Origin of the sequence: Enterococcus sp. CWB-B31 (assembly GCF_020567645.1) — a bacterium.
Taxonomy (GTDB): Bacteria; Bacillota; Bacilli; order Lactobacillales; family Enterococcaceae; genus Enterococcus_L.
In genome coordinates, this window is the sequence record NZ_JAJDJW010000011.1 from 40,894 (window position 1) to 64,649 (window position 23,756).

Sequence of the window (23,756 nt, forward strand, 5' to 3'; positions counted from 1 at the left end):
AGAAGTTTATCACTCAAATTCCTGATAATTCTTTTCTATAGAAAAAAACACTGAAATCTTAAAGACCTCAGCGTTTTTTGAGTTATTCAATTTTGTTAAATAGAAGCTCGAATTAATTTGATTCTTTCAATTTAAATGTCATCGTTACTGGGTGATGATCTGAATACTGGAAGGATTCATCCAATACTTTTGTTTCCAGTGCCTCAACATTGTCTGATACGATAAAACCGTCAATTAGAGCTACGAATGATTTTCCTTTTTCATAAGGGGTATCCAGGTTTCTGGTTGATGGTACAGGCTCCCCGTCATCAGTGAAATCAGTGACTGCCAGTCCCTCCGGCAGCTCTTCTTTAGGGAATGGCTGCAGCCATGAATAATCTTTGCTTGTGTCATTTCCAAATGTTTTAGAAGAAGAAGGGAGCAGATCATGATTAAAGTCCCCTCCGCAAACAACATAATTCCCGTTTTTATATTCATTTTCCATATGGTCAAACAATGTCATAATTTGGTTCTTTTGAATTTCTTCGTCTTTCATGTAGGCTGATAAATGAACATTGTACAACATCATTTTCTTGCCGTTTGCTACATCAATTTCTGAAACGGTAAACGCACGGTCCAAATCAAAGAATTTATTAAACGACGTTTCTATAGGCAGGCTATAGCGAATACTTGAATTTATTTTTGTGTTGCTTAAACTTAAAATACCTGATTTAGATTTACCAATCGGATCTAGTACCGGATACATTAAATAGGCTGAATCGTAGTTGGTTGCTGAAACAGCAGAATAGTCGCCAAAGCTGTCGCTGATCATTTTTACTTCATTCACACCATGACTTCTTGTTGCTTTTTCATCCACTTCCTGAAGTACTGCAAAGTCTGCATTAATTCGTTCAAGGGTTTTGACTACTCCGTCAATATTTTCATTTACAGATTCCTTACTTCGAGCTTTTGATTCTTTTCCGCCATCCATAAAGAATGTATAGTCTGGAGGGTATGCGCCATACCCAATATTAAAGGTGACTGCAGTATATTCTTTATCCGTTTCCACCTGACTATCTTTCGCTTTTTGTTCAACCTTAAGTATCAGATCATCTTCTATGCGGGAATAACCAAAAAAGACATAGCCTACATAAATCACGACTACTAACAGCATCACTCCAAGGATTGATCCAATAATTATCATTGCTTTTTTCATTTTTTTACTCCTTTTATTTTCTGATTTATTCATTACTCCAAATGATAGCAAAAAACAAAGACAGGAACCAGCTTTTCGCCCTGTCTTACTAACTCTTAATTTTATCTGTTTGTTTATTATTCGACAATCAGACTTCAATCCTAATAGCCTATTCTATGGAACACCCCTCAGTAAACACCTCTGCAACCATGGAAATCTGATGATTTGCGTACTTTTTGACTCCTTCTTCGGCATGAGCCATTGCATATGAATTTGGGAAGCAGCGGAACATACTAATATCGTTGTACGAATCTCCTACAACGGCTACCTCTGTTGCTTTAATTCCAAATTGCTCTATCAGAGAACTTACTGCAGCTCCTTTATTCACACTTTTTGGGTTAATATCAATGGTATATGGACTGGTGATTTGATAGTTTACTTCTTCATCTGCCAGAACTCTGTGAAGTCTCTCCATGTCTTTACGCAAATCATTTACATTTTCTCGAACCACGCAAATATTCGCAGGATTTTCCGGGTGAGCGAACTTTTTCGTTATCTCCATTTTTTCTACAACATTACCAAATGCCTGTTCCATCAGTTCATCAGAGACATGCGACTCATACGTATGCTGGTTTAGCGTTGAACAGCTGAATGGCAGATTTAAGCTGCGCAATTTTGCATAAATCCTTTTTGATTGTTCTTCTGAGAAGAAATCCTCCGCTGCTATATTGCTTTCACGATCCATTGCAAATGAACCATTTTGAACGATCTTATAACTTTTTGAAAACAACTCGTCTCCAAAAACAGAACGCACATCTTCCAATAAGCGTCCTGTTGCTACACAAAACAATCCACCAGCTTCAATAAATTCACTGATTGACTGATGGTTGCGTTCCGGTAATCCTTTTTTTGAAGGAGTATAGGCAGTATTGTCACTTTCTTCATAAGTCAATGTTCCATCCATATCGCAGACTAACAATTTAATTTTTTTGAATTGATCCATTATTGCTCCTTTCGCGATTCAAGAAGATATATTGGTAGATAACTATTTCTTCTACCAAATTATAAATTACATTAAAAAATAGTCTGTACATGATGTTCAATAATAGAAAATTTTAACTTGTATGCTTCAATAGTGATTACTTGGACTTACTGTATCAACTGTTCTCTAACTTCCATCAGAGCAAAACCAAAAGATTTTCACCTTTCCATTGCAGAGAATTTTCTATTGATGGACTATCCTCAATCATACCTAGGCCTCAGATTTTATCTACAGGGCTGGTCTCCATCAGAACTCTGTTTTTCATGTCCTGCAAAAATTTCATTAGGCTTTCATCCTGACTGAACTTTAGATAGTTGCTCTGCTTTACAATCATGAACTTTTCTTTATCTCTAAACTGACAAGACCACCATTGACTGAAGCAGCATTTTGAAACCGAGCCGTCCTTTCCATCCCGATGCCTCTAAAAGAAAATGTAGGTTAACTTCTTTTTTTAATCTTCAGATTCTGCATCTTCCCTAAGTTTCAAGCAATTTTATTCTGCTTCTTTAATTATATCAACTAATTTTGAACATTATTCACAGCTATTATTTATCCCCTTACAAAAATAATTATACTAGAGAAAAGATTGAAATAGAAAAGATTTTTCAATAAAAAAGTCTCTCTATAATATTTTTCTCAAAAAATTACGATTTTTGAAAAAAGCTGAGATTGAATGATTCATTCAGGTCTGATAAACTAAAGTTTGTTATAAAATAAATGGTAACTCAAAAGAATCTATGAAATACTGACCGACTAAATAACTATAACATTTGACAAAAAGCCTATATTGTTGAGCATCACGGAGTTAAAAAATACCTATCAAAACAATTATTGCAGCTCAATACTGCTCAGTGTAAAGTGTTCACTTCGATACCTAAAATAGCATAATTAAATTGTTATAAGGGAAGAAGAACGAAACAGGTTATGAATTCTTGCATATCAAGGATTTGGAGGTTTTAGGCGAATATATTTTGAATTACCAAATAAATAAAAGGGGTTCAATAATGAAAAAATACTTGAAAGCATCAATAATTATGTTGCTTGCTTTGTTTTTCACAGCATGCGGAAATGGTGGGGGTGCAAAAGCTGAAACCAGCACCTATACAGTCGAGATTGAGGGTGCAACTATGGAAGCGATCTTCACACATGAAGGAGATAAGTTGATCAAAGTTGACCAAAAAATGGACTATCCGTACTCTTATTTTGGGTATGAGGATGGATATTTCATTGATGATGAAACCAAGGAAGCTCTTGAAGAAAGAGTTCGTTCTATGTACGAGGCTTATGAAGATGGAGAAGGTACTTCTATGGACATGAAATTTACAGATACAACATTACTACTTACAATGTCCGTTGACCTTGAAAAAGCAGATGCTTCCACACTTGGACTTGCAGTAAGTGACGACTCAGATAATGTCAGCTTCAAAAAAACTGTTGAAGATTTTGAAGCACAGGGATTTACAAAAAAGAAATAGATTATATAAAGCTAAGACAAACTGCGTCTTGGCTTTTTTTATTTGAGCTGAATCAATATATTAGCTTATGAGAAAAACACTCTGTTTAGATTAAGACAAATCCGTAAGAGACATTTTCTATTTTTTTAGCAAAATTCAAATTATACTTTGTTCAGATTAAACCACTGACCTTGATTTCTTCAACTTCATATTTACCAAGATTTACATTACACTCTGTTTAGATTAAAAGTGTAAAAGAATGTTACAGTGTTGCTGCTGCTAAAATATTTACATTACACTCTGTTTAGATTAAAAGTCTTTCGTAAGTCGATCGCAAATAGATATAACACTAATTTACATTACACTCTGTTTAGATTAAAAGGATTTCTTGAAAACAACTGGCGTAATGGCGTTACGTATTTACATTACACTCTGTTTAGATTAAAAGTTAATTGGCTCACTCAAATCAATTTCTGGAAACTCATTTACATTACACTCTGTTTAGATTAAAAGCTGAAATGCATTTCCTCTTGCTTGTGAAGTAATTGTATTTACATTACACTCTGTTTAGATTAAAAGAAGGGTTCTTTCTACCTTTTTCTTCATTATATTGTAATTTACATTACACTCTGTTTAGATTAAAAGTGAGGATAAGAGCTATTTAAATCCATACTGAAACAAATTTACATTACACTCTGTTTAGATTAAAAGCCACCCGATTTCACCTCTTGCTAAATAAGGGTTTCTAGCGGCTATTCTGTCGATCTCTTTTTCTGAATCATTCTACCCTTACATTTTAAACTACATATATTACAAAAGTCAATTTGCTGAAGAGATATTTCTTTTTCCATAATTAAATTTCTGACCCTTAAACTCCGGAAAATCAGCGTTTTCTATTCAAAACATTCTATTTCAAAGAAAAGTCTGTCGATCTCCCTGTATTTATGCGCTATCGGAGATCGACAGACCATTTACTACTTATCATTTTCCTTACTGTTGAAGAACTTCAAATAGGATTGTAAGTATTTCTTTTTAATCAATATCTCCAATTCTTATTTCTTCAATAACTGAGTATAGCTTTCTGAGCGTTCTTCCATGTCCGTAACTGTCTGATGAAGCATTTGTTCCACTTCAATTTCATCCTGTTTTATATTACGCAATGCTGAGAAACGTACCTGACTGCGTAGGAAATCTTCCATTTTTGAGAAGTCTGCTTTTTTAAAGTCTACACGCATTGGCTCCTTGCCTTTTGCTCTTAGCCGAGGATCATGGCGATAAAGCGGCCAGTATCCTGATTCAACTGCATCTTTCGCAACTTTAATGGACTGACTCATGCCACCACGCTGACCATGATTAATACATGGAGTATAGCCGATAATCAAAGATGGTCCCGGATAGCTTTCTGCCTCTGTTATTGCTTTCAAAGCCTGAGCCGGATTTGCTTCAATAGAAATTGATGCTACATACACATCCCGGTAAGCCATTGCCATTAAACCAAGATCTTTTTTCTTTGTCTTTTTCCCGCCGGCAGCAAATTTTGCAATCGCTGAGGTTGGAGTGGCTTTAGACATCTGCCCGCCAGTATTAGCATAAACTTCATTATCCATTACGAAGATATTTACATCTGCTCCTGTAGCCAGAACATGGTCGATTCCGCTGTAGCCGATATCATATGCCCAGCCGTCTCCGCCAAGCATCCACTGACTTGGTTTTGCAAACATTTCTTCATGATTCAAAATCTCTTTCACTCGATCATCTCTATCTTCACGAAGAGCCTGAGCCAGTTTGGCAGCCCGCTGCTGTGTCCCTTCTCCTTCAGCGGCATGATCCAGCCAATCCTGCATTTGTGCCTGTGTTGTTTCAGATCCGTAGCCGTTGTCAACTGCTTTTTGCAGCAGTACAGCCAAACGCTTACGCTTGGTTTCATTCGCAATATACATACCTAACCCATATTCTGCATTATCTTCAAACAATGAATTGCTCCAAGCAGGTCCTTTGCCCTCTGCATTTACAGTATAAGGTGTAGCTGGGGCAGACGCACCCCAAATCGATGAACAGCCGGTAGTATTAGCAATCATCATACGATCCCCATAAAGCTGAGTAAGCAGTTTAACATATGGTGTTTCACCACAGCCTGCACAAGCTCCCGAAAATTCAATCAACGGCTGTTCAAATTGAGAACCTTTGATTGAGAATTTTTTGATTGGATTTGCTTTTTGCCTCAAGGTCATCGCAAATGCCCAGTTCAGAGCCTGTTCTTTTTGCTCTTCATATGATTTCATCACCAGCGCTTTATCTTTGGCAGGACACATTTCCACACAAAGACCACAGCCTGTACAATCTTCCAGAGAAACTTGGATACGGTATTCTAAATTATCCGGTCCTTTCATTGTCCTTGTGATGAAGCCTTCCGGTGTTTCTTCCATCTCTGCTTCATCTGCAAGGAACGGACGGATAGCCGCATGTGGACAAATAAAAGCACATTCATTACACATTGTACAGTTTTCAGGAATCCATTCCGGCACTTCCAATGCAATCCCACGTTTTTCATAGGCTGCAGTTCCCATCGCCATTTCGCCGCCCAACATACCGTTTTGAATCAAATCATTTACAGAAAGCTGATTGCCTTCCTGACGGTTTACGGGTTCCAAAATATTTCGAACGTAGGCAGGTTTATTACTTATCTCTGCCGCAGCTACTGGATTCTCCAGCGTTTTCCATTCTTCAGGTAAATCGACTTTCGTCAAGGCTGCAAAGGTTGCATCAATTGCTTCCCAGTTTTTTTCAACAATAGCCATTGATTTTTTCCCATAAGCTGCTTTTACTTCATCTTTAAGAAAAGGCAGGAATGTACTGCGGTCCATGATATCTGTCACTTCAAAGAAAGCAGCCGACATCACTGTGTTAATTCGCCGTCCCAAGCCAAGACGCTGTGCAATTTCCATTGCATTGATAATGTAAAAGTTAATGCTATGTTCTGCAAGGTAGCGTTTCAACGATTTTGGTAAATGAGTTTTTACTCGTTCAACATCCCATACTGTATTCAACAGGAAGGTTCCGCCATCTCTTAGCCCTTTAACCAAATCATACTTATGAAGATATGCTGCATTATGACAACCGACAAAATCCGGACACTCCACATTATAGGTAGATAGAATCGGATCGTCACCGAAACGTAAATGCGAAACAGTCAGTCCACCTGATTTTTTTGAATCATAGGCGAAATAAGCCTGAGCATATTTATCTGTGTTATTTCCGATAATCTTGATTGCCTGTTTGTTTGCCCCAACTGTCCCATCTGAACCAAAGCCCCAGAATTTCGCCTGGAAAGTCGTATCTTTTGTAAGATCCAGCATTTCAGTCATTGGCAGAGATAGGTAAGTCACATCATCATTAATCCCAATTGTAAAGCGCTGTTTCAATTCATTTACTGGCAGCAGCAGATGATCAAACACAGACACAATATGATTTGGCGTTACATCTTTTGAAGCAATCCCGTAACGCCCGCCAATGATGATCGGACGATTTTCATGACGGTAAAGAACACTTTGCACATCCAGCAATAACGGTTCACCATCTGATCCAGGTTCTTTTGTCCGGTCCAGTACTGCCACACGTTCTACTTTTTTCGGCAATTTTTCCAACAAGTTTTCTGCAGGAAAAGGACGGTACAGGTGAACATCAATATGACCAACTTTTCTTCCCTGACTGTTCAGGTAGTCTACTGTTTGCTGGATCGTTGGTGAAGCAGAACCCATGGAAATAATAACTTCAGTTGCTTCCGGGTCACCATAATAGTTCATTAAATCATAATTAGTGCCGCGCAGATTATTAATTTTCTGCATGTATTTTTGTACAATCTTCGGCATTTCATCATAATAACTGTTCACTGTTTCTCTTTGCTGGAAATGAATATCAGGATTTTGTGCGGTTCCCGATACTGTAGGATGATTCGGGTTCATGCCTCTTTTTCTAAACCGCTCCAGTGCTTCCCAATTTACCATTTCCTTCAGTTCATCATAATCAAGTGCTTCAATTTTCTGCAGCTCATGGCTGGTACGGAATCCATCAAAGAAGTTCATAAACGGCAAACTGCCTTCAATACTCGCTAAATGTGCGACAGCAGATAAGTCCATGACCTCCTGCACACTTGATTCTGCCAGCATACAGAAGCCTGTCTGCCGTGCAGCCATCACATCACTGTGATCGCCAAAAATACTCAACGCATTAGTGGAAACTGCTCGAGCTGCCACATGAAATACTGTAGGAAGCAGTTCACCGGCGATTTTGAACATATTTGGAATCATCAAAAGCAGTCCCTGAGAAGCTGTATAGGTTGTTGTTAAAACGCCCGTTTTCAATGAACCATGAACCGTTCCTGCTGCTCCGGCTTCAGATTGCATTTCAATCAAATTGACTGTTTCCCCAAAAATATTCTTTAAACCATTTTCTGCCCATTCGTCTACAACCTCAGCCATGGTAGAACTTGGTGTAATCGGGTAAATTCCGGCTACTTCGGTAAAAGCATAGGAAATATAGGCTGCTGCTGTATTGCCATCCATTGTCTTCATTTTTCTCATTACTTTACCACCTCAATTAATACCTAAATCGGCATTTTCTGTTGTTCCTTCTGAATGTACTGATCAATTTCTTTTGCTGCGATTTTTCCTGCACCCATCGCCAAGATTACTGTAGCTGCTCCTGTAACAATGTCTCCGCCTGCATATACTCCTGGAATCGAAGTCGCTGCTGTTTCGGTGTCTGCATCAATATAGCCCCATTTATTTGTTGCCAGTTCAGGAAAAGTATCCAGCAGCACTTTATTGGCTCCCTGACCAATTGCTTCAATCGCTGTGTCTGCATCAATAATAAATTCGCTTCCGGGAATCACTACAGGACGGCGCCGCCCTGAATCATCGGCTTCTCCCAGCTCCATTTTCACACATTTTACAGCTTTCAAGGTACCCGACTCATCTCCAATATACTCAATCGGATTAGTCAGCCAGTGATATTGAATTCCTTCCTCCACAGAATGATGGTATTCCTCTACTCTTGCCGGCAGCTCCTCCAACGAACGGCGATAGATGATGGATACATTTTCAGCACCCAGACGTTTTGCTGAACGAGCGGCATCCATCGCAACATTTCCACCGCCAATTACTACAACGTTTTTCGATTTTTGAACAGGTGTATCATATTTAGGAAATTGATAACCATGCATTAAATTAATTCTTGTCAGATATTCGCTGGAAGAGTACACGCCATTCAACGAAGTCCCTGGTATTCCCATAAAATTCGGCGCTCCTGCGCCGACAGATAAATAACAGGCATCAAATTCTTCCATGATTTCTTCCATTGTAATTGTTTTGCCGACAACCACATTTGTCTCTATTGTGACTCCTTGTGCAACGATTCTTTCGATCTCTTTATTGACAACCGTTTTAGGCAAACGAAATTCAGGAATACCATACGTTAAAACACCTCCTGGTGCATGCAGTGCCTCATAAATAATCACTTCATAGCCTAATTTCGCTAGATCACCTGCTGCAGTTAACCCAGAAGGTCCAGAGCCAATAACAGCCACACGACCTTTCTTCTCATCTGCTTCTTTATATTCAATAGGCTGCTCCAACGCCCAGTCCGCTACCAATCGCTCAAGTTTTCCGATAGCTACCGATTCAAATTTTTTCGAGCGCCCCAAGCGGCAAACCATTTCACATTGTTTTTCCTGAGGGCATACACGTCCGCAGATTGCCGGTAGATTGGTATATTTACTTAATATTTCTTGTGCTTTGGGCATATCCCCATCTTCAATCGCTTTGATAAAACCCGGTATATCAATCATTACAGGACAATTATCAATGCAGGGTGCATTCTTGCACTGGAGACATCGGCTGGCTTCAAGCTGTCCTTCTTCAAGTGTATATCCTAAAGCAACCTCTTCAAAGTTATGGCAGCGAACAGATGCTTCCTGCTCTTTCATTGGCGTCTGAGTATGACTTCTTTTTACCTTAGCCATTTTGTATCACCTGCTTTTCATACATTTCATTGGACTGCTGCTCTTCCGAGTTATACTGCTTCATTCGATTAATAAATTCATCCCAGTCAACAGCTTCTCCCAGAAATTCCGGACCATCCACACAGGCAAACTTGATTTCATTTGAAATCGTCACTCTGCAGCCACCGCACATCCCCGTTCCGTCAATCATAATTGGGTTCAAAGAAACATAAACAGGTATATCATACTTCTGAGCGGTTATTGTACAGAATTTCATCATAATACTTGGACCTATCGCCCAGGCAAAAGCTACTTTTTCACGTTGAAAAACTTCTGCCATTGCCTGAGTCACCAGACCTTTTTGTCCTACAGAGCCATCGTCAGTCATTAGAATCAATTCGTCGGAATATTCTTCGCACTCGTCCCTTAATATGAGTAATTCTGAATTTTTTGCTCCTAAGATGGTAATTACACGATTGCCGGCTTCTTTCAACCCTTTGACGATTGGAAACAATGCCGCTATTCCTACACCACCGCCAACTAAAAGGACTGTGCCATAATTTTCGATTTCCGTCGGTTTTCCCAATGGTCCGACTAAATCTGCCAGCTCGTCCCCTTTCAACAGTGTTGCCAGCTGAGCGGTTGATTTTCCAATCACCTGAAAAATCAATCGTACCCAGCCTTTTTCAGCATTCGTATCCACAATTGTCAGTGGAATCCGCTCACCCATTTCATCAATTCGCAGTATCACAAATTGTCCTGGACGAGCTTTCTTTGCAATCCGCGGTGCATCAACCAAAATATCAAACTCAGTCGGTGCCAGTTTTTTTCGTTCTATTATTTTAAACAAAATTACTCACACATCCTTTTATCCCTTTGCGTCCACCAAGGCTTTTACAAATGCTTTAAGCACTTTTTCATCCTCTTCATCTGCATCATTTTCAATCTTAACCAGTTCCGCTCCTCGAGTTGCCCCAGTCTTAGCCAGTGCTTCGTCAAAGTCAACTGCAGCAAAACAGAAATAATCCGGATACAGTTCGCTGTCACCGCTGCCAACTACACCAAACACTTTTCCAGTCAGATCCTGTTCCTGTATTTCTTCATAAAAATCTTCCAGGTCAAATGGACGCTCGCCATCCCCATCTGTATAAGTTGCTAAAACACAGATATCTGCATCTTCATATGAATCTTCATCCGCATCATCTGCTTCGATACGTTCTACTTCAATTCCTAAATCTTCAAAGGCAGCCTCCAAAATTTCTGAGATTCCCTCTGTGTTCCCCGTTGCACTGGCGTATACAATTTTTGCTGCTGTCATAAATTTGTCATCCTTTCATTTTTTATGCTTTATTGTTAATTTTTATTGTTACCGATGATAAATGTTTCCTTCTTTCACTGAAAATCTGATAAATATAATTATTTTTACCCTAAAATATCTATATATCATAACAGGATATAACTTAAATAAATTTAAATTCACAAACTATTAAATTTCTCTTTAAAAAATGTATTAAAATCTGTTACAATAATCTCTGTAAAGATCTTTCATAAAATAAATGTTAGTTATAGGAATTGCTGATACTGTGTTTCCTTAAACTGACACAGATTTCCACATTTAGAATGAAAGGAAGTGAACAGGCGTTTTTTGTGAATTTAGTCACAATCAGTATAACGTCACTAATTATGAACAAGAATACTTTATGGATTACTCAGACTGCTGTCCTGCTCGCATTGCTAATTGCCGTACAGGCCGTTACTTCCGGATTTGGGAATACACTGCTTACCGGATCACTCGTTAATTTACTCTTAATTGTAAGCGTTATTCTAGTTGGTTTGCCCAGTGGTTTAACCATTGCACTTATGTCACCATTCTTTGCTTTTATGTTTGGTATTGGACCAAAATTCTGGCAGATTATTCTTTGTATTGCAATTGGAAATGCAACGCTCGTTATCCTTTGGTATCTTTTAAGGAAAAGCTCTTCAAATCAGATGATAGCATTTACAATTTCTGCAGTTATTGCAGCCGCAGCCAAATTTTTAGTCCTTTATGGCTTAGTAGTTAAGCTGGTTGTCCCAATTGTTCTCGGCATCCCTGAACCAAATGCCAGTGTGGTTTCAGCAGCCTTTTCTTTCCCACAGCTGTTCACAGCACTAATCGGCGGTGCATTTGCACTCTTCATACTTCCTCTTCTGGCAAAGGCACTTCAGAGAGAAATTTAACTTATCCGTGTGGATGCAGGGCAGCAGTCAAATTAGCTTGTTGTCCTGCATCCTTTTATGATTAACTCGTACATTGAAGTTGTAACAAGTACCTAACTTCCAATAATACTTTAAGAATGCTGCAAAGCCGACCGGTCACAATAAGAAGTATGCAAAAGATGATGCGCTTTTTCACTACCCGGATGTTCCAAAAATTCTTTGTACAGATGCTGCACAATAGGACTGTCATTGGATTTCCGCAATTTCATGGCAGAGTCTTCATCGTAAAGAGCTGCGGCACGTTTTGCCTTCAGATCAATAAAATTTCGTACAGCCGCTGGTTGAACAGGCTGACCACCGCCATTAATACAACCGCCGGGACAACCCATAATTTCAACAAAGTGATAAAAAGCTTCATTGTTTTCAATCTTGTTAATCAATCGTTTTGCATTACCGATGCCAGAAGCAACAGCCACTTTTATCTCAACACCGTTAACTTCATAAGTCGCTTCTTTTATTCCAGCCATTCCGCGAACTTCATCAAAATCAAGCTGCTGCAGCGCTTCTCCCGACAAGGTTTCTACAGCGGTTCTGAGCGCTGCCTCCATTACTCCGCCAGTTGCACCAAAAATATAACCAGCTCCTGTTGCTTCACCAAGAGGATTATCAAATACTTCATCTTCCAATTCTGCAAAGCGAATCCCAGCCTTGTCAATCATGCGGGCCAATTCTCTGGTTGTCAGGGCAATATCGACATCTGAATAGCCGGCTGCTGCTTCATCCTCTCGGGTAACTTCGAATTTTTTAGCCGTACACGGCATAATTCCAACTACAAAAATATCTTTCGGATCAATTCTCATTTTTTCGGCATACCAAGTCTTAACCAAAGCTCCGAACATCTGCTGAGGAGATTTACAGCTGGAAAGATTTGGAATCAATTCCGGATGATAGGCTTCACAGTATTTAACCCATCCCGGCGAGCAGGAGGTGAACAATGGAAATGGTCCATTATTTTCCACTCGATTCAGAAACTCAGTGGCTTCTTCCATAATGGTGAAATCTGCCGCTACGTTGGTATCAAAAACCTTATCGAAACCAATTCGGCGTAACGCAGCAACCATTTTTCCTTCAACATTGGTTCCAATCGGCATATTAAATGCTTCACCCAAAGTAACCCGAATGGAAGGAGCAGTCTGAACAATGACATGCTTGGCTGGATCTCCCAGTGCTTTCCAGACTTCTTTTGTCTGATCTTTTTCAGCAATCGCTCCAGTTGGGCAGACAACGATACACTGACCGCAGGAAATACAGGCAACCTCCCCCAAATTCTGCTCAAATGCACAGCCGATATGTGTTTTAAAGCCCCGTTCATTCGAACCGATTACACCGATTGCCTGAAGTTTGGAGCAGGCTGCCACACAACGCTTGCAAAGAATACACTTATTATTGTTTCGATACATGTGAACCGTACTGTCGTCAAAATCATATTCATAATTTTCACCGTTATAGTAATCTTCATCATCCACATTAAAGTCTTTACATAAACGCTGCAGTTCACAGTTTCCGTTGCGGATACAAGACAAACATTTACGTTCATGTGTGGAGAGAATCAGCTCCAGATTAATTTTTCGGGACTGGAAGACTTTTTCAGAATTGGTGACAATCTTCATTCCTTCACGAATCGGATAAACACAAGATGTCGCAAGGTTTTTGGCTCCTTCAACCTCAACCACACACATCCGACAGGCACCAATTTCATTAATCTCTTTTAAGTAGCAAAGTGTCGGAATATCAACACTGTTATAGCGTGCCGCTTCTAAAATCGTGGAGCCTTCAGGAGCAGTACATGTTTTACCGTTAATTGTAATCATAACTTCTTTCACAGGTTCCGCCTCCTAACCCACATTAATTGCATTAAAGCGACAAGTGTCAATACATAATCCACATTTAATACAGACTTCCTGATCAATTTCATAGATCTTCTTGACTTCTCCATGAATGGCTGATACCGGACAGGTTTTTGCACAGGCACTGCAGCCGGTACAATTTTCCGGATCGATGGTATATTGAATCAGATTTTTACAAACACCTGATGGACAACGGCGTTCCAGAACATGAGCTAGGTATTCTTCTTTGAAATAATGATAGGTGGACAGCACAGGGTTTGGAGCTGTCTGTCCTAAACCACATAACGAGTTTTCACTAATATGATGACATAATGCTTCCATTTTATCCAAGTCTTCCAGTGTTGCTTTCCCCATGGTGATTTTTTCAAGAAGCTCCAAAAGTCTTTTTGTTCCTATTCTGCATGGAACACATTTTCCACAGCTTTCTTCCACTGTAAATTCTAAAAAGAACTTGGCAATATCTACCATACAGTTTTGATCATCCATAACAATCAGACCGCCAGAGCCCATCATGGAGCCGATCTCTGTTAAATTATCATAGTCAATCGGTACATCATAGTGTTCTACCGGAATACAGCCTCCAGACGGTCCGCCAGTCTGTGCTGCTTTGAATGTCCTGCCATCAGGAATTCCTCCGCCAATGTCTTCAACAATTTCTCTCAAAGTAGTCCCCATAGGCACTTCAACCAAACCGGTATTTTTAATCTTCCCACCTAAAGCAAACACTTTCGTTCCCTTAGATTTCTTGGTTCCCATTGATGCAAACCAATCAGGGCCTTTAACGATAATTTGGGGGATATTGGCATAGGTTTCCACATTATTTACAATAGTCGGCTTTCCAAATAGTCCTTTAACTGCTGGAAACGGCGGACGAGGACGCGGCTCGCCACGCTTCCCTTCAATACTTTCAAGTAAAGCAGTTTCTTCTCCACAGACAAATGCACCTGAGCCTAATCGAAGATCCAAATCAAAAGAAAACTCTGAACCTAAAATCTTTTCACCTAAAAAGCCATTTTCACGAGCCTGTTCAATCGCAATTCGCAGACGTTTCACCGCTGTCGGATATTCTGCTCTCACATATACATAGCCTTGATTCGCACCAATCGTATATCCTGCAATAGCCATTGCTTCAATAACCGCATGCGGATCACCCTCCAGCACAGAACGATCCATGAACGCCCCTGGATCTCCCTCATCAGCGTTGCAAATGACATATTTTTGATCTGATCGGCTTTCTTTGGCAAAGCCCCATTTCATAAAGGTTGGAAACCCTGCACCGCCTCGACCACGCAAACCAGATATCTCCAAGGTATTGAGAACGTCAGCTGGTGTATAGACATTCAAGACTTTAGCCAACCCCTGATACCCATCAAACGCAATATACTCTTCTATCTTTTCTGGATCAATACGACCGCAGTTTCGCAATGCTACCCGTTCCTGTTTTTGATAAAATGGAGTATCCAACAATTTATTGATAATTTCTTTCGTCTTATGATCATGATACAGCAGCTTTTCAACAATCTCTCCTTTTATAATATGTTGAGCTACAATTTTTTTAGCATCTTTTGGTTTAACTTGATGGTAAAAAGTTCCTTCTGGATAGATAATAACGATCGGTCCTTGTTCACACAGACCAAAGCAACCAGTAGAAACAATATTGATTGTTTCACGAATACCGTTTTTTTCCAGCTCCTCTTCCATCATATGGATGAACTCTTTGCTTTTTGAAGACAGGCATCCTGTTCCGGCACATACCATAATTTCCTTATTGTACTGGGAATCTCCGCCTTCATCGAGACGAATACTGATTTTATTTCGGTATGCCTCTCGAAGCTCATTTAATTGACTCCAATTTTTCATAGACTTTTCTCCTGTTTTAAAGACTACGCGACAGACTAAGCTTTCTTGAGGTATGTTGCAAGAACTTTATCCCCTTTTTTCTGCGTCAGACGACCATATACTTCTTCATTAACTGTCAAAACAGGAGCCAGTCCACAAGCACCTATACAGCGACAGGATTCCAATGTAAATTTTCGATCAGCTGTTGTTTCTCCGGCTTTGATCTGCAGTTCATTTTCATAAGAATCTAAAATATTTCCCGCACCCTTTACATAGCAAGCTGTTCCCATGCAGATACTGATTGTGAACTCTCCTTTAGGTACAAAAGAAAACTGTGAGTAAAACGTGGCAGTACTGTAAAGCTCCTCTAGGGGAATATCCAGTTTTTCAGAAATACGTTCCAGCACCTCAATCGGCAAGTAACTGTATATTCGCTGTGCTTCCTGTAAAGCAGGCATTTGTGCGCCTTGCTGATCCTTTAAATAATTTAAGGCTGTGTCAAATTCCTGTTTCTGACTTTCCGTTTCAATAAATTCAAACGTCAATTCTTTTACACTCATTTTCCTTTCAGTCCCTCCTTCAACTTCTTTAAATTAGCAACTTACAAACTACACCTATTCAGGTAACGCTTTCATTTTCGACACCCTTAGTATATCAAAAATTATTACTTCTTTGTGAAAAAACATACAATTAATTTGCTGAAAGTACTGAGAACTTTTCTCAATAAGGTTTTTTTGCTTAATTTTCCCGAAATTTTGTGAAATTCTGTAAAATAAGAAGAGAATTCAGGCGTTTATTTTATATATTTATATTTGGCAAGCAGATTCTCTCGTTCCATATACAGCTTTTTCTATTCAATAATACCCGCTAATAATCCTGCAAATTTTCGACAAAAAGAGACATCCCGCTTTCAAGGAATGTCTCTCACATATATTATTATTTTCTTTGCAACAAAGTAACACTTTCCACATGATGGGTCTGAGGAAACAGATCGATTGGCTGAACTTTCTTCACTTCATAGTTTGAAGCAAACAGTTTCAAATCTCTTGCCAGGGTTGCAGGATTACATGAAATATAAATAATTCGTTCTGGCTGCATCTCAATAGCTGTTTCAATAAATGGCTCTGTCAATCCTTTTCTAGGCGGATCAACAACTAAAACAGTTGGGTCAATACCAGACTCTTTCCATTTCTGCATTACTTTTTCAGCAGAGCCAGTTTTAAACGTAACATTCTCTATACTGTTGTTGAAAGCGTTTATTTTTGCATCATCAATTGCCTCTTTAACAATTTCGACTCCATAAACATGGTTCACTCGATCTGCCATCGACAATCCAATAGTTCCAATTCCGCAATAGGCATCAATGACGATATCGTCTTTTGAAAGTCCCGCAAAATCCATTGCTGTCTGATACATAAACTCTGTCTGTTCTGTATTCACCTGATAAAAAGAGGGGGCTGAAATTTGATAAGTTTTTCCTAACAGCTGATCTTCAATATGATCTTTACCGTAGAGCAGCTTGGATTCTTTTCCTAAAATAACATTGGTCTTATCTGGATTAATATTTTGAATAATCGAAACAACTTCAGGCAGTTCCTTCAAAATTTCTTCTGTAATTTGTTCATGCTTAAATATCTTCCCTGTTCTGGTTACCAATACAACCATCATTTGATGAGAGTAATGACCACGACGAATAATGATATGGCGCAGATTTCCAACGTGTCCTTTCTCATCATAAATCTTCACATTGAAGCGAGCCAGAATATCACGAATGACTACAATAGCCTGATCAATTGCCGGATCTTGAATATGAAAATCTTTAATAGGAATCAAATCATGACTGTTTTTGCGGTAAAAACCTGTTTCGATCTGACCGGCAACTTTTCTAACTGGAATCTGAGCTTTATTCCGGTAGCCCACAGGATTAACCATTCCAACAGTCGGCAAAACAGGAACATCCGGCATTTTACTGATTTTTTCCAGAACTTTTTCGACTTGTTTTTGTTTAAATAGAAGCTGAGCTTCATAAGTCATATGCTGAAGCGGAGCAATGCCTGTTCTCAAAAGACTTTCGTCAGTCAGCGTGACTCTATCAGGACTGTCCGTCAGACGTTCCAGAACTTTTCCATAGCCAAATTTAGTTCCAGCCTTTAAAACCAGAATTTTTACCTTTTCTCCAGGAAGGCTGTTTTCTATGAAAAGCGGATAACCATCCACTTTACCGACACCTAAGCCTTCATGAGTTAAATCAATAATTTCTACTTCAATTGTTTCGTTCTTCTGTACTGGTTGTGTTTTCATAATTCGTTCCTTCCTCTTCTCACTTGTTCCATTCTAATGAAAATCAGCAGGAAAAGCAATCATGTTTCGTTTAAAACAGGAAAGTAAAATAGAGCATTAGAATACGCAGTGACCTAGTGATATTGTATGGTCAAAGATACATTGGGAATTTCAAAAAAAACATGGTTTCAAAAATAACCATGACTTTTATAAATTTCATTCTGTTTAAATTAAAACTCCCCGTAATCTTGTGCTGTTTCGTAATTCACACTTATTTACATTACACTCTGTTTAAATTAAAACAGAGCAGTGCTACATTGGTAGACACTACTCTCTAGTATTTACATTACACTCTGTTTAAATTAAAACTTTAATTGTGATTGGATCACCAACTGTCTCTTTAATATTTACATTACACTCTGTTTAAATTAAAACTTGAGTATGTTTAAAGCAAATTATTACTCAAATTAATATTTACATTACACTCTGTTTAAATTAAAACATGTTGCTGCCCTGTAGCACTTACTCCTCTATTGCCATTTACATTACACTCTGTTTAAATTAAAACCCAACTTCGGTTACTAAGTCCGAAGAACCTACAAAAATTTACATTACACTCTGTTTAAATTAAAACTTCATCTTCATACTCGATTTCAGTTGAACATAAGAGATTTACATTACACTCTGTTTAAATTAAAACTTTCACCGTTGATAACGGAACTTTTTACTTTTTCACATTTACATTACACTCTGTTTAAATTAAAACCATGTCTCTGGCCATCTATCCAGAGTAAATATTTTTATTTACATTACACTCTGTTTAAATTAAAACCCTGGTGGTTCTGGCTTAGTAAGTGCAACTGAAAATATTTACATTACACTCTGTTTAAATTAAAACGTGACCGTTCTACGTTACGTGTTAGATTAGAATACATTTACATTACACTCTGTTTAAATTAAAACTTAGATTTTGGCATAACAACAATACACCTAATCCAAATTTACATTACACTCTGTTTAAATTAAAACGTCGGTTGGGGGTTACGTAATATACATCCTATTGTAATTTACATTACACTCTGTTTAAATTAAAACGAGGATAAGAGCTATTTAAATCCATACTGAAACAAATTTACATTACACTCTGTTTAAATTAAAACGGGTGCCTATTTTCCCCTTACCACATAAGGATTTTCAGCGCCTATTCTGTCGATCAACTGACTTTCTCGCTTTGACCTCTCCATTTTACTGTAGTTATTACTCAAAAGTCAATGCTAGCAATGTTTCTATTAACTGTCGATCGCCCACCTTTTCTACAGTATTAAAGGTCGACAGCTTCAATCGTAAACCAATTTTTTATCCTGCCGCTCGAGCATTCCAATATTATCTCCCTTTCTAACAGAACAAAAAAGCTGAAATTCAAGAAAATCAGCACTTCTTCTGAAAGTGCGCAGTACGACCGCACCATGGCAGTCGACTGGCGATTTTCATTAAATTTCAGCTTATATTTCATATAATAATAATGCTTCCTAAAATCAAAGGTTATTTTTTAACCTTTTCTCCTCCGGCAATTTTTCCATCACCATCGATATCCTGATCTGTCAGCTTTTCAACTTCCTTCACAAAATCTCTGGTAATCCCTTCATAATCTTCTTCATCTTCATCAAAATCTTCATCAACAATTCCAATAACAGCGTCAGAAGGAATATCATCCATATTTGCAAACATTTCGATATGCTGATGCAGATTCTTAAAGGTCATAGGTGCTTCTCCGCCGTATTCACCATCAAGGTTAATGAGCATCCTGTTTTCAGCATTCAGTGTCTCTGCATGGAGATAGTTTGTTTTCGTATAAATCAGACGATTATCTTCTACATGTTTTCCGCCATTCAGCATCAATGCCACCAGATGAACAATTTCAAAGATGTTTGCTGTTTTTACAATAATTAATGAAAACTTGCCGTCATCCAGTTTTGCATCAGGAGCGATCTGTTCAAAGCCTCCTACCGAATTAGTCAGACCTAAAAAGAACATAGAGGCATTTCCTTCATAAACACCGTCATCATAAGTCATTCTCATTTTGATCGGCTTTACTCTCGGCAGCATTTCTGCTCCCTTTACCAAATATGCAAGATAGCCAAAAATACTTTTCAGTTCAGAAGGCACCTCATACGTTAATTCAGTCAAGTGCCCGCCGGCAGCAATGTTAATAAAATAATTTTCAGCAGCCTGACCAATATCCATTTTCACCGTCTGATTTTTTTGAATCACTTTTGCAGCTTCTAGAATATTGTTTCTAGGAATCTTTAGTGCTCGGGCATAGTCATTTGTCGTTCCTGCCGGAATAACAGCCATCAACGGACGATTTTCAAGAGGAGCAATGCCATTGACCACTTCATTAATCGTACCGTCTCCCCCAGCGGCAACAATCAAATCAAATCCCTGTAAAGCTGCACGTTTTGCTTCATTTTTTGCAGAATCCTGTTCCGGAGTTGTCGCATATGCACTTGCTTCATAACCAGATTCCTCTAAGACATTGAGGATATCCGCCAAGTTCTTTTTGACCAGTTCCTTTCCGGATGTTGGATTATAGATAACTCTTGCTTTTTTCATATCCTGTCAGCTGCTTTCTATCGTTTTGCTAACTCTTCCTGTAATAGCTTGTTCACAACGCCGGGATTTGCCTTTCCTTTTGTTGCTTTCATAATCTGTCCAACTAAGAATCCAACAGCACGGTCTTTCCCATTTTTGAAGTCATCAACGGATTGTTGATTATTGTCCAACACTTCATTAATTATTGGAAGCAGCTGTGCAGGATCAGATAGCTGAACCAGTCCTTTCGCTTCAACAACTTCTTTCGCATCTCCACCATGTTCAATCAATTCTTTAAAGACTGTTTTAGCAATTTTAGAACTGATAGTTCCATCTGCAATTAATTTGATCATACCTGCAAGATTTTCCGGAGTCAGCTTAGTATCAAGCAGTTCCATCTTTTCACTGTTTAAATAGGCAGAAACTTCGCCCATTAACCAGTTTGATGCTTGCTTAGCATCTGCACCGGCTGCCAATACAGCTTCAAAGAAATCAGACATTTCTTTTGTCAGCGTCAGAACCATAGCATCATATTCCGGCAAGCCCAACTCACTGCTGTATCGTTGACGACGTGAAGCCGGTAATTCAGGAAGTGTTTTCCTTACCTGTTCAATCCATGCATCGTCAATTGCAAAACGTGGAATATCCGGTTCCGGGAAATAACGATAATCGCTTGATCCTTCTTTAACACGCATCAATAATGTTTTATTCGTTGTTTCATCAAAACGGCGCGTTTCCTGCTGGATTTCTCCTCCTGAAAGAAGAACTTTTGCCTGACGTTTTTCTTCAAAAGCCAGACCTTTTTTAACAAAGCTCATAGAGTTCAGGTTTTTTAATTCTGTTTTTGTTCCAAATTCCTCCTGTCCATATGGGCGCAGAGAAATATTCGCATCACAGCGCATTGATCCTTCTTCCATTTTCACATCAGATACTTCTGTAAAGAGAATAATTGAGCGCAGAGCTTCCAAATATGCATAAGCTTCTTCCGGAGAACGCATATCAGCCTCAGACACGATTTCGATCAACGGTGTACCCTGACGGTTTAAATCGACATAAGAATATCCATCCGTTCCATGGATATTTTTACCAGCATCTTCTTCCAAATGGACGCGTTCAATACGAATTGTCTTCTTTTGACCTTCTACTTCAATTTCAATCCAGCCGTCATGACCAATCGGCTGATCAAACTGAGAAATTTGGTAGGCTTTGGGGTTATCCGGATAAAAATAGTTTTTACGGTCAAAATGTGTATCTTTTGAAATTTGGCAATTCAACGCAAGGGCTGCTTTCATTCCAAATTCCAAAGCTGTTTTATTCATAACAGGAAGGACACCGGGATAGCCCCAGTCAATCACTGCTGTATTACTGTTAGGTTCTGCACCAAAATGGGCTGGAGCCGGTGAAAAGATTTTAGAGTTTGTTTTTAATTCCACATGGACTTCCAAACCGATGACTGTTTCAAAATTCATTAATCATTTCCCCCTAAAATCACTGGTTTTTTTGTATGAAAATCAGTTGCTTGTTCAAAAGCATAGGCTGCTTTATACATTGTTGCTTCATCAAACGCCTTACCGATAATCTGAAGACCTACAGGCAATCCTTCTGAAAATCCTGCTGGAATTGACATCCCAGGCAATCCAGCCAAGTTAACAGGAATCGTTAAAATATCATTCATATACATCGTAATCGGATCATTAATATTTTCCCCAATACCATAGGCTGCTGTTGGTGCTGAAGGGCCGATAATCAAATCATACTCAGCAAAGACTTTTTCAAAGTCTTGTTTAATCAGCGTACGAACCTGTCCGGCTTTTTTGAAATGGGCATCATAGTAGCCGGCACTCAGTGAAAAGGTTCCAAGCATAATACGGCGTTTTACTTCAAGACCAAATCCTTCAGTACGTGAATTTACATAGACATCTTCAAGATTTTGAATATTTTCTGAACGATAACCATAGCGAATACCGTCAAAACGCTGCAGATTTGAACTTGCTTCAGAAGAAGCGATGATATAGTAAACTGCAACACCATATTTAGAATGAGGAAGACTGACTTCTTCAATTGTTGCACCAAGGCTCTTAAAGGTTTCTACAGCCTTTAAGATTGCTTCGCGCACATCAGGAGCTACACCTTCACCCAGATATTCCTTAGGTAAAGCAATCTTCATTCCCTTAATATCACCAGTTAAGCCTGCAGCAAAATCAGGAACAGAATTTCCTGCAGAAGTTCCATCTTTCGGATCAAAGCCGCTGATCGCATTTAACACAAGCGCATTATCCTCAACTGTTCTTGTCAATGGTCCGATTTGATCCAGACTTGAAGAAAAAGCAATCAAACCATATCGTGAAACTCGCCCATATGTAGGCTTCATTCCTACAATCCCATTGAATGCTGCCGGTTGTCTGATGCTTCCACCGGTATCACTTCCAAGAGAAACCGGAACCTGACCCGCTGCAACCGCAGCTGCAGAACCGCCGGAAGAACCTCCTGGTACCTTAGAATAATCCCATGCATTTTTCGTTTTCTTAAAGTAGGAATTCTCTGTACTTCCACCCATAGCAAACTCATCCATATTCAGCTTGCCTACTGGAATTAAATCAGCCTGATAAACCTTATCCATCACTGTTGCATCATATATAGGGTTAAAATTGTTTAAAATCTTTGAAGCTGCCGTTGTCAGAATATCTTTTGTAACAATATTATCTTTAATCCCAATTGGAATTCCTGCTAAAGGATTTGATTCAGTAATTCCTTTTTTATCAATTGCTTCAGCCAGATTCACGGCTTTTTCTTCATTTAAAGTAATAAAAGCATCAATATCTGTTTCAGTTTCCTTGATTCGGTCAAATGTTGCTTTTGTAAGATCCGCTGCAGTAATTTCTTTTGAAACAAGAAGATTATGCAGCTCTGCAACAGATTTATCATATAATTTTTCCATTATGCGCCAGCCTCCCCATTGTCAATAATTGCCGGCACTTTGATATATCCATCTTGTGATTCCGGTACATTTCTCATTAATTCTTTTCTATTTGTTCCAGGCTCTGAAACATCATCTCTCATTACATTTACTGTTTCCACAACGTTGGATGTAAACGGAACGCCAGTTGTATCCACTTCTTCAAGCAGTTCAACCATATCAATGATTTTACCCAACTGATCTGTAAATCCAGTCAATTCCTCTGGAGAAAATGACAGTTTTGCCAATTTTGCCACATGCTTTACTTGTTCTTCACTGATTGCCATAAATACCCTTCTTTCCTCAAAAAATACC

16 protein-coding genes and 2 CRISPR repeat arrays are annotated in these 23,756 nt (G+C 38.9%); of the genes, 2 read left to right on the forward strand and 14 right to left on the reverse strand.

All coding sequences use genetic code 11. The annotated features are described in order from the left end of the window. Positions 1-112: 112 nt before the first annotated feature. Both LI954_RS10740 and LI954_RS10745 read right to left on the reverse strand, forming a co-directional pair. A complete protein-coding gene (locus LI954_RS10740) occupies positions 113-1,195 on the reverse strand; it encodes an endonuclease/exonuclease/phosphatase family protein (RefSeq protein WP_229444467.1) in 1,083 nt (360 codons plus the stop codon). Positions 1,196-1,343: 148 nt separating this feature from the next. Continuing rightward, positions 1,344-2,177 carry an HAD-IIB family hydrolase gene (locus LI954_RS10745; protein WP_229444468.1) on the reverse strand — a complete coding sequence of 278 codons (834 nt, stop codon included), beginning with the start codon at positions 2,175-2,177 and terminating at the stop codon, positions 1,344-1,346. Positions 2,178-3,220: 1,043 nt separating this feature from the next. Here LI954_RS10745 and LI954_RS10750 point away from each other — a divergent pair. Next, positions 3,221-3,691 carry a DUF1307 domain-containing protein gene (locus LI954_RS10750; protein WP_229444469.1) on the forward strand — a complete coding sequence of 157 codons (471 nt, stop codon included), beginning with the start codon at positions 3,221-3,223 and terminating at the stop codon, positions 3,689-3,691. Between the two features lie 199 nt (positions 3,692-3,890). Then, positions 3,891-4,381: a CRISPR direct-repeat array (repeat unit 30 nt; unit sequence ATTTACATTACACTCTGTTTAGATTAAAAG). Positions 4,382-4,722: 341 nt separating this feature from the next. On the opposite strand, the gene nifJ is transcribed toward LI954_RS10750, so the two are convergent. Genes nifJ through LI954_RS10770 form a run of 4 tightly spaced genes read right to left on the reverse strand, consistent with a single transcriptional unit; the run spans position 4,723 to position 10,986 of the window. After that, positions 4,723-8,250: a pyruvate:ferredoxin (flavodoxin) oxidoreductase gene (gene nifJ, locus LI954_RS10755; protein WP_202066938.1), complete on the reverse strand. Its 3,528-nt coding sequence runs from the start codon at positions 8,248-8,250 to the stop codon at positions 4,723-4,725. 23 nt (positions 8,251-8,273) lie between these two features. Continuing rightward, positions 8,274-9,689 carry an NADPH-dependent glutamate synthase gene (gltA, locus tag LI954_RS10760; protein WP_229444470.1) on the reverse strand — a complete coding sequence of 472 codons (1,416 nt, stop codon included), beginning with the start codon at positions 9,687-9,689 and terminating at the stop codon, positions 8,274-8,276. Beyond that, entirely contained in the window at positions 9,682-10,518 is an 837-nt protein-coding gene (locus LI954_RS10765; protein WP_202066936.1) for a sulfide/dihydroorotate dehydrogenase-like FAD/NAD-binding protein, read from the reverse strand. The genes gltA and LI954_RS10765 overlap by 8 nt, the downstream gene beginning before the upstream one ends. 18 nt (positions 10,519-10,536) lie before the next feature. Continuing rightward, positions 10,537-10,986 carry a flavodoxin gene (locus LI954_RS10770; protein ID WP_202066935.1) on the reverse strand — a complete coding sequence of 150 codons (450 nt, stop codon included), beginning with the start codon at positions 10,984-10,986 and terminating at the stop codon, positions 10,537-10,539. Between the two features lie 329 nt (positions 10,987-11,315). Here LI954_RS10770 and LI954_RS10775 point away from each other — a divergent pair, with 329 nt between their 5' ends. After that, entirely contained in the window at positions 11,316-11,888 is a 573-nt protein-coding gene (locus tag LI954_RS10775) for an ECF transporter S component (RefSeq protein WP_229444471.1), read from the forward strand. 110 nt (positions 11,889-11,998) lie between these two features. On the opposite strand, the gene LI954_RS10780 is transcribed toward LI954_RS10775, so the two are convergent. The 8 genes from LI954_RS10780 to gatC form a co-directional block, all read right to left on the reverse strand. After that, the gene (locus LI954_RS10780) at positions 11,999-13,750 is read right to left on the reverse strand and encodes an NADH-dependent [FeFe] hydrogenase, group A6 (protein ID WP_229444472.1); all 1,752 of its coding nucleotides are present in this window, start codon (positions 13,748-13,750) and stop codon (positions 11,999-12,001) included. 12 nt (positions 13,751-13,762) lie between these two features. Continuing rightward, a complete protein-coding gene (locus LI954_RS10785; RefSeq protein WP_202066933.1) occupies positions 13,763-15,634 on the reverse strand; it encodes an NADH-quinone oxidoreductase subunit NuoF in 1,872 nt (623 codons plus the stop codon). 35 nt (positions 15,635-15,669) lie between these two features. Beyond that, entirely contained in the window at positions 15,670-16,173 is a 504-nt protein-coding gene (locus LI954_RS10790) for a complex I 24 kDa subunit family protein (RefSeq protein WP_202066932.1), read from the reverse strand. Between the two features lie 376 nt (positions 16,174-16,549). Further along, the gene (rlmD, locus tag LI954_RS10795) at positions 16,550-17,914 is read right to left on the reverse strand and encodes a 23S rRNA (uracil(1939)-C(5))-methyltransferase RlmD (protein ID WP_267491473.1); all 1,365 of its coding nucleotides are present in this window, start codon (positions 17,912-17,914) and stop codon (positions 16,550-16,552) included. A gap of 186 nt (positions 17,915-18,100) precedes the next feature. Further along, positions 18,101-19,053: direct repeats of the CRISPR family, unit length 30 nt; unit sequence ATTTACATTACACTCTGTTTAAATTAAAAC. A gap of 382 nt (positions 19,054-19,435) precedes the next feature. Beyond that, positions 19,436-20,506 (reverse strand): diacylglycerol kinase, encoded by a 1,071-nt coding sequence (locus LI954_RS10800; protein ID WP_229444473.1) that lies wholly within the window; start codon positions 20,504-20,506, stop codon positions 19,436-19,438. A gap of 17 nt (positions 20,507-20,523) precedes the next feature. Beyond that, positions 20,524-21,954 (reverse strand): Asp-tRNA(Asn)/Glu-tRNA(Gln) amidotransferase subunit GatB, encoded by a 1,431-nt coding sequence (gatB, locus tag LI954_RS10805; RefSeq protein WP_202066929.1) that lies wholly within the window; start codon positions 21,952-21,954, stop codon positions 20,524-20,526. Beyond that, the gene (gatA, locus tag LI954_RS10810) at positions 21,954-23,423 is read right to left on the reverse strand and encodes an Asp-tRNA(Asn)/Glu-tRNA(Gln) amidotransferase subunit GatA (protein ID WP_229444474.1); all 1,470 of its coding nucleotides are present in this window, start codon (positions 23,421-23,423) and stop codon (positions 21,954-21,956) included. The genes gatB and gatA overlap by 1 nt, the downstream gene beginning before the upstream one ends. Further along, a complete protein-coding gene (gene gatC / locus LI954_RS10815) occupies positions 23,423-23,728 on the reverse strand; it encodes an Asp-tRNA(Asn)/Glu-tRNA(Gln) amidotransferase subunit GatC (RefSeq protein WP_202066927.1) in 306 nt (101 codons plus the stop codon). The genes gatA and gatC overlap by 1 nt, the downstream gene beginning before the upstream one ends. Positions 23,729-23,756 lie beyond the last annotated feature (28 nt).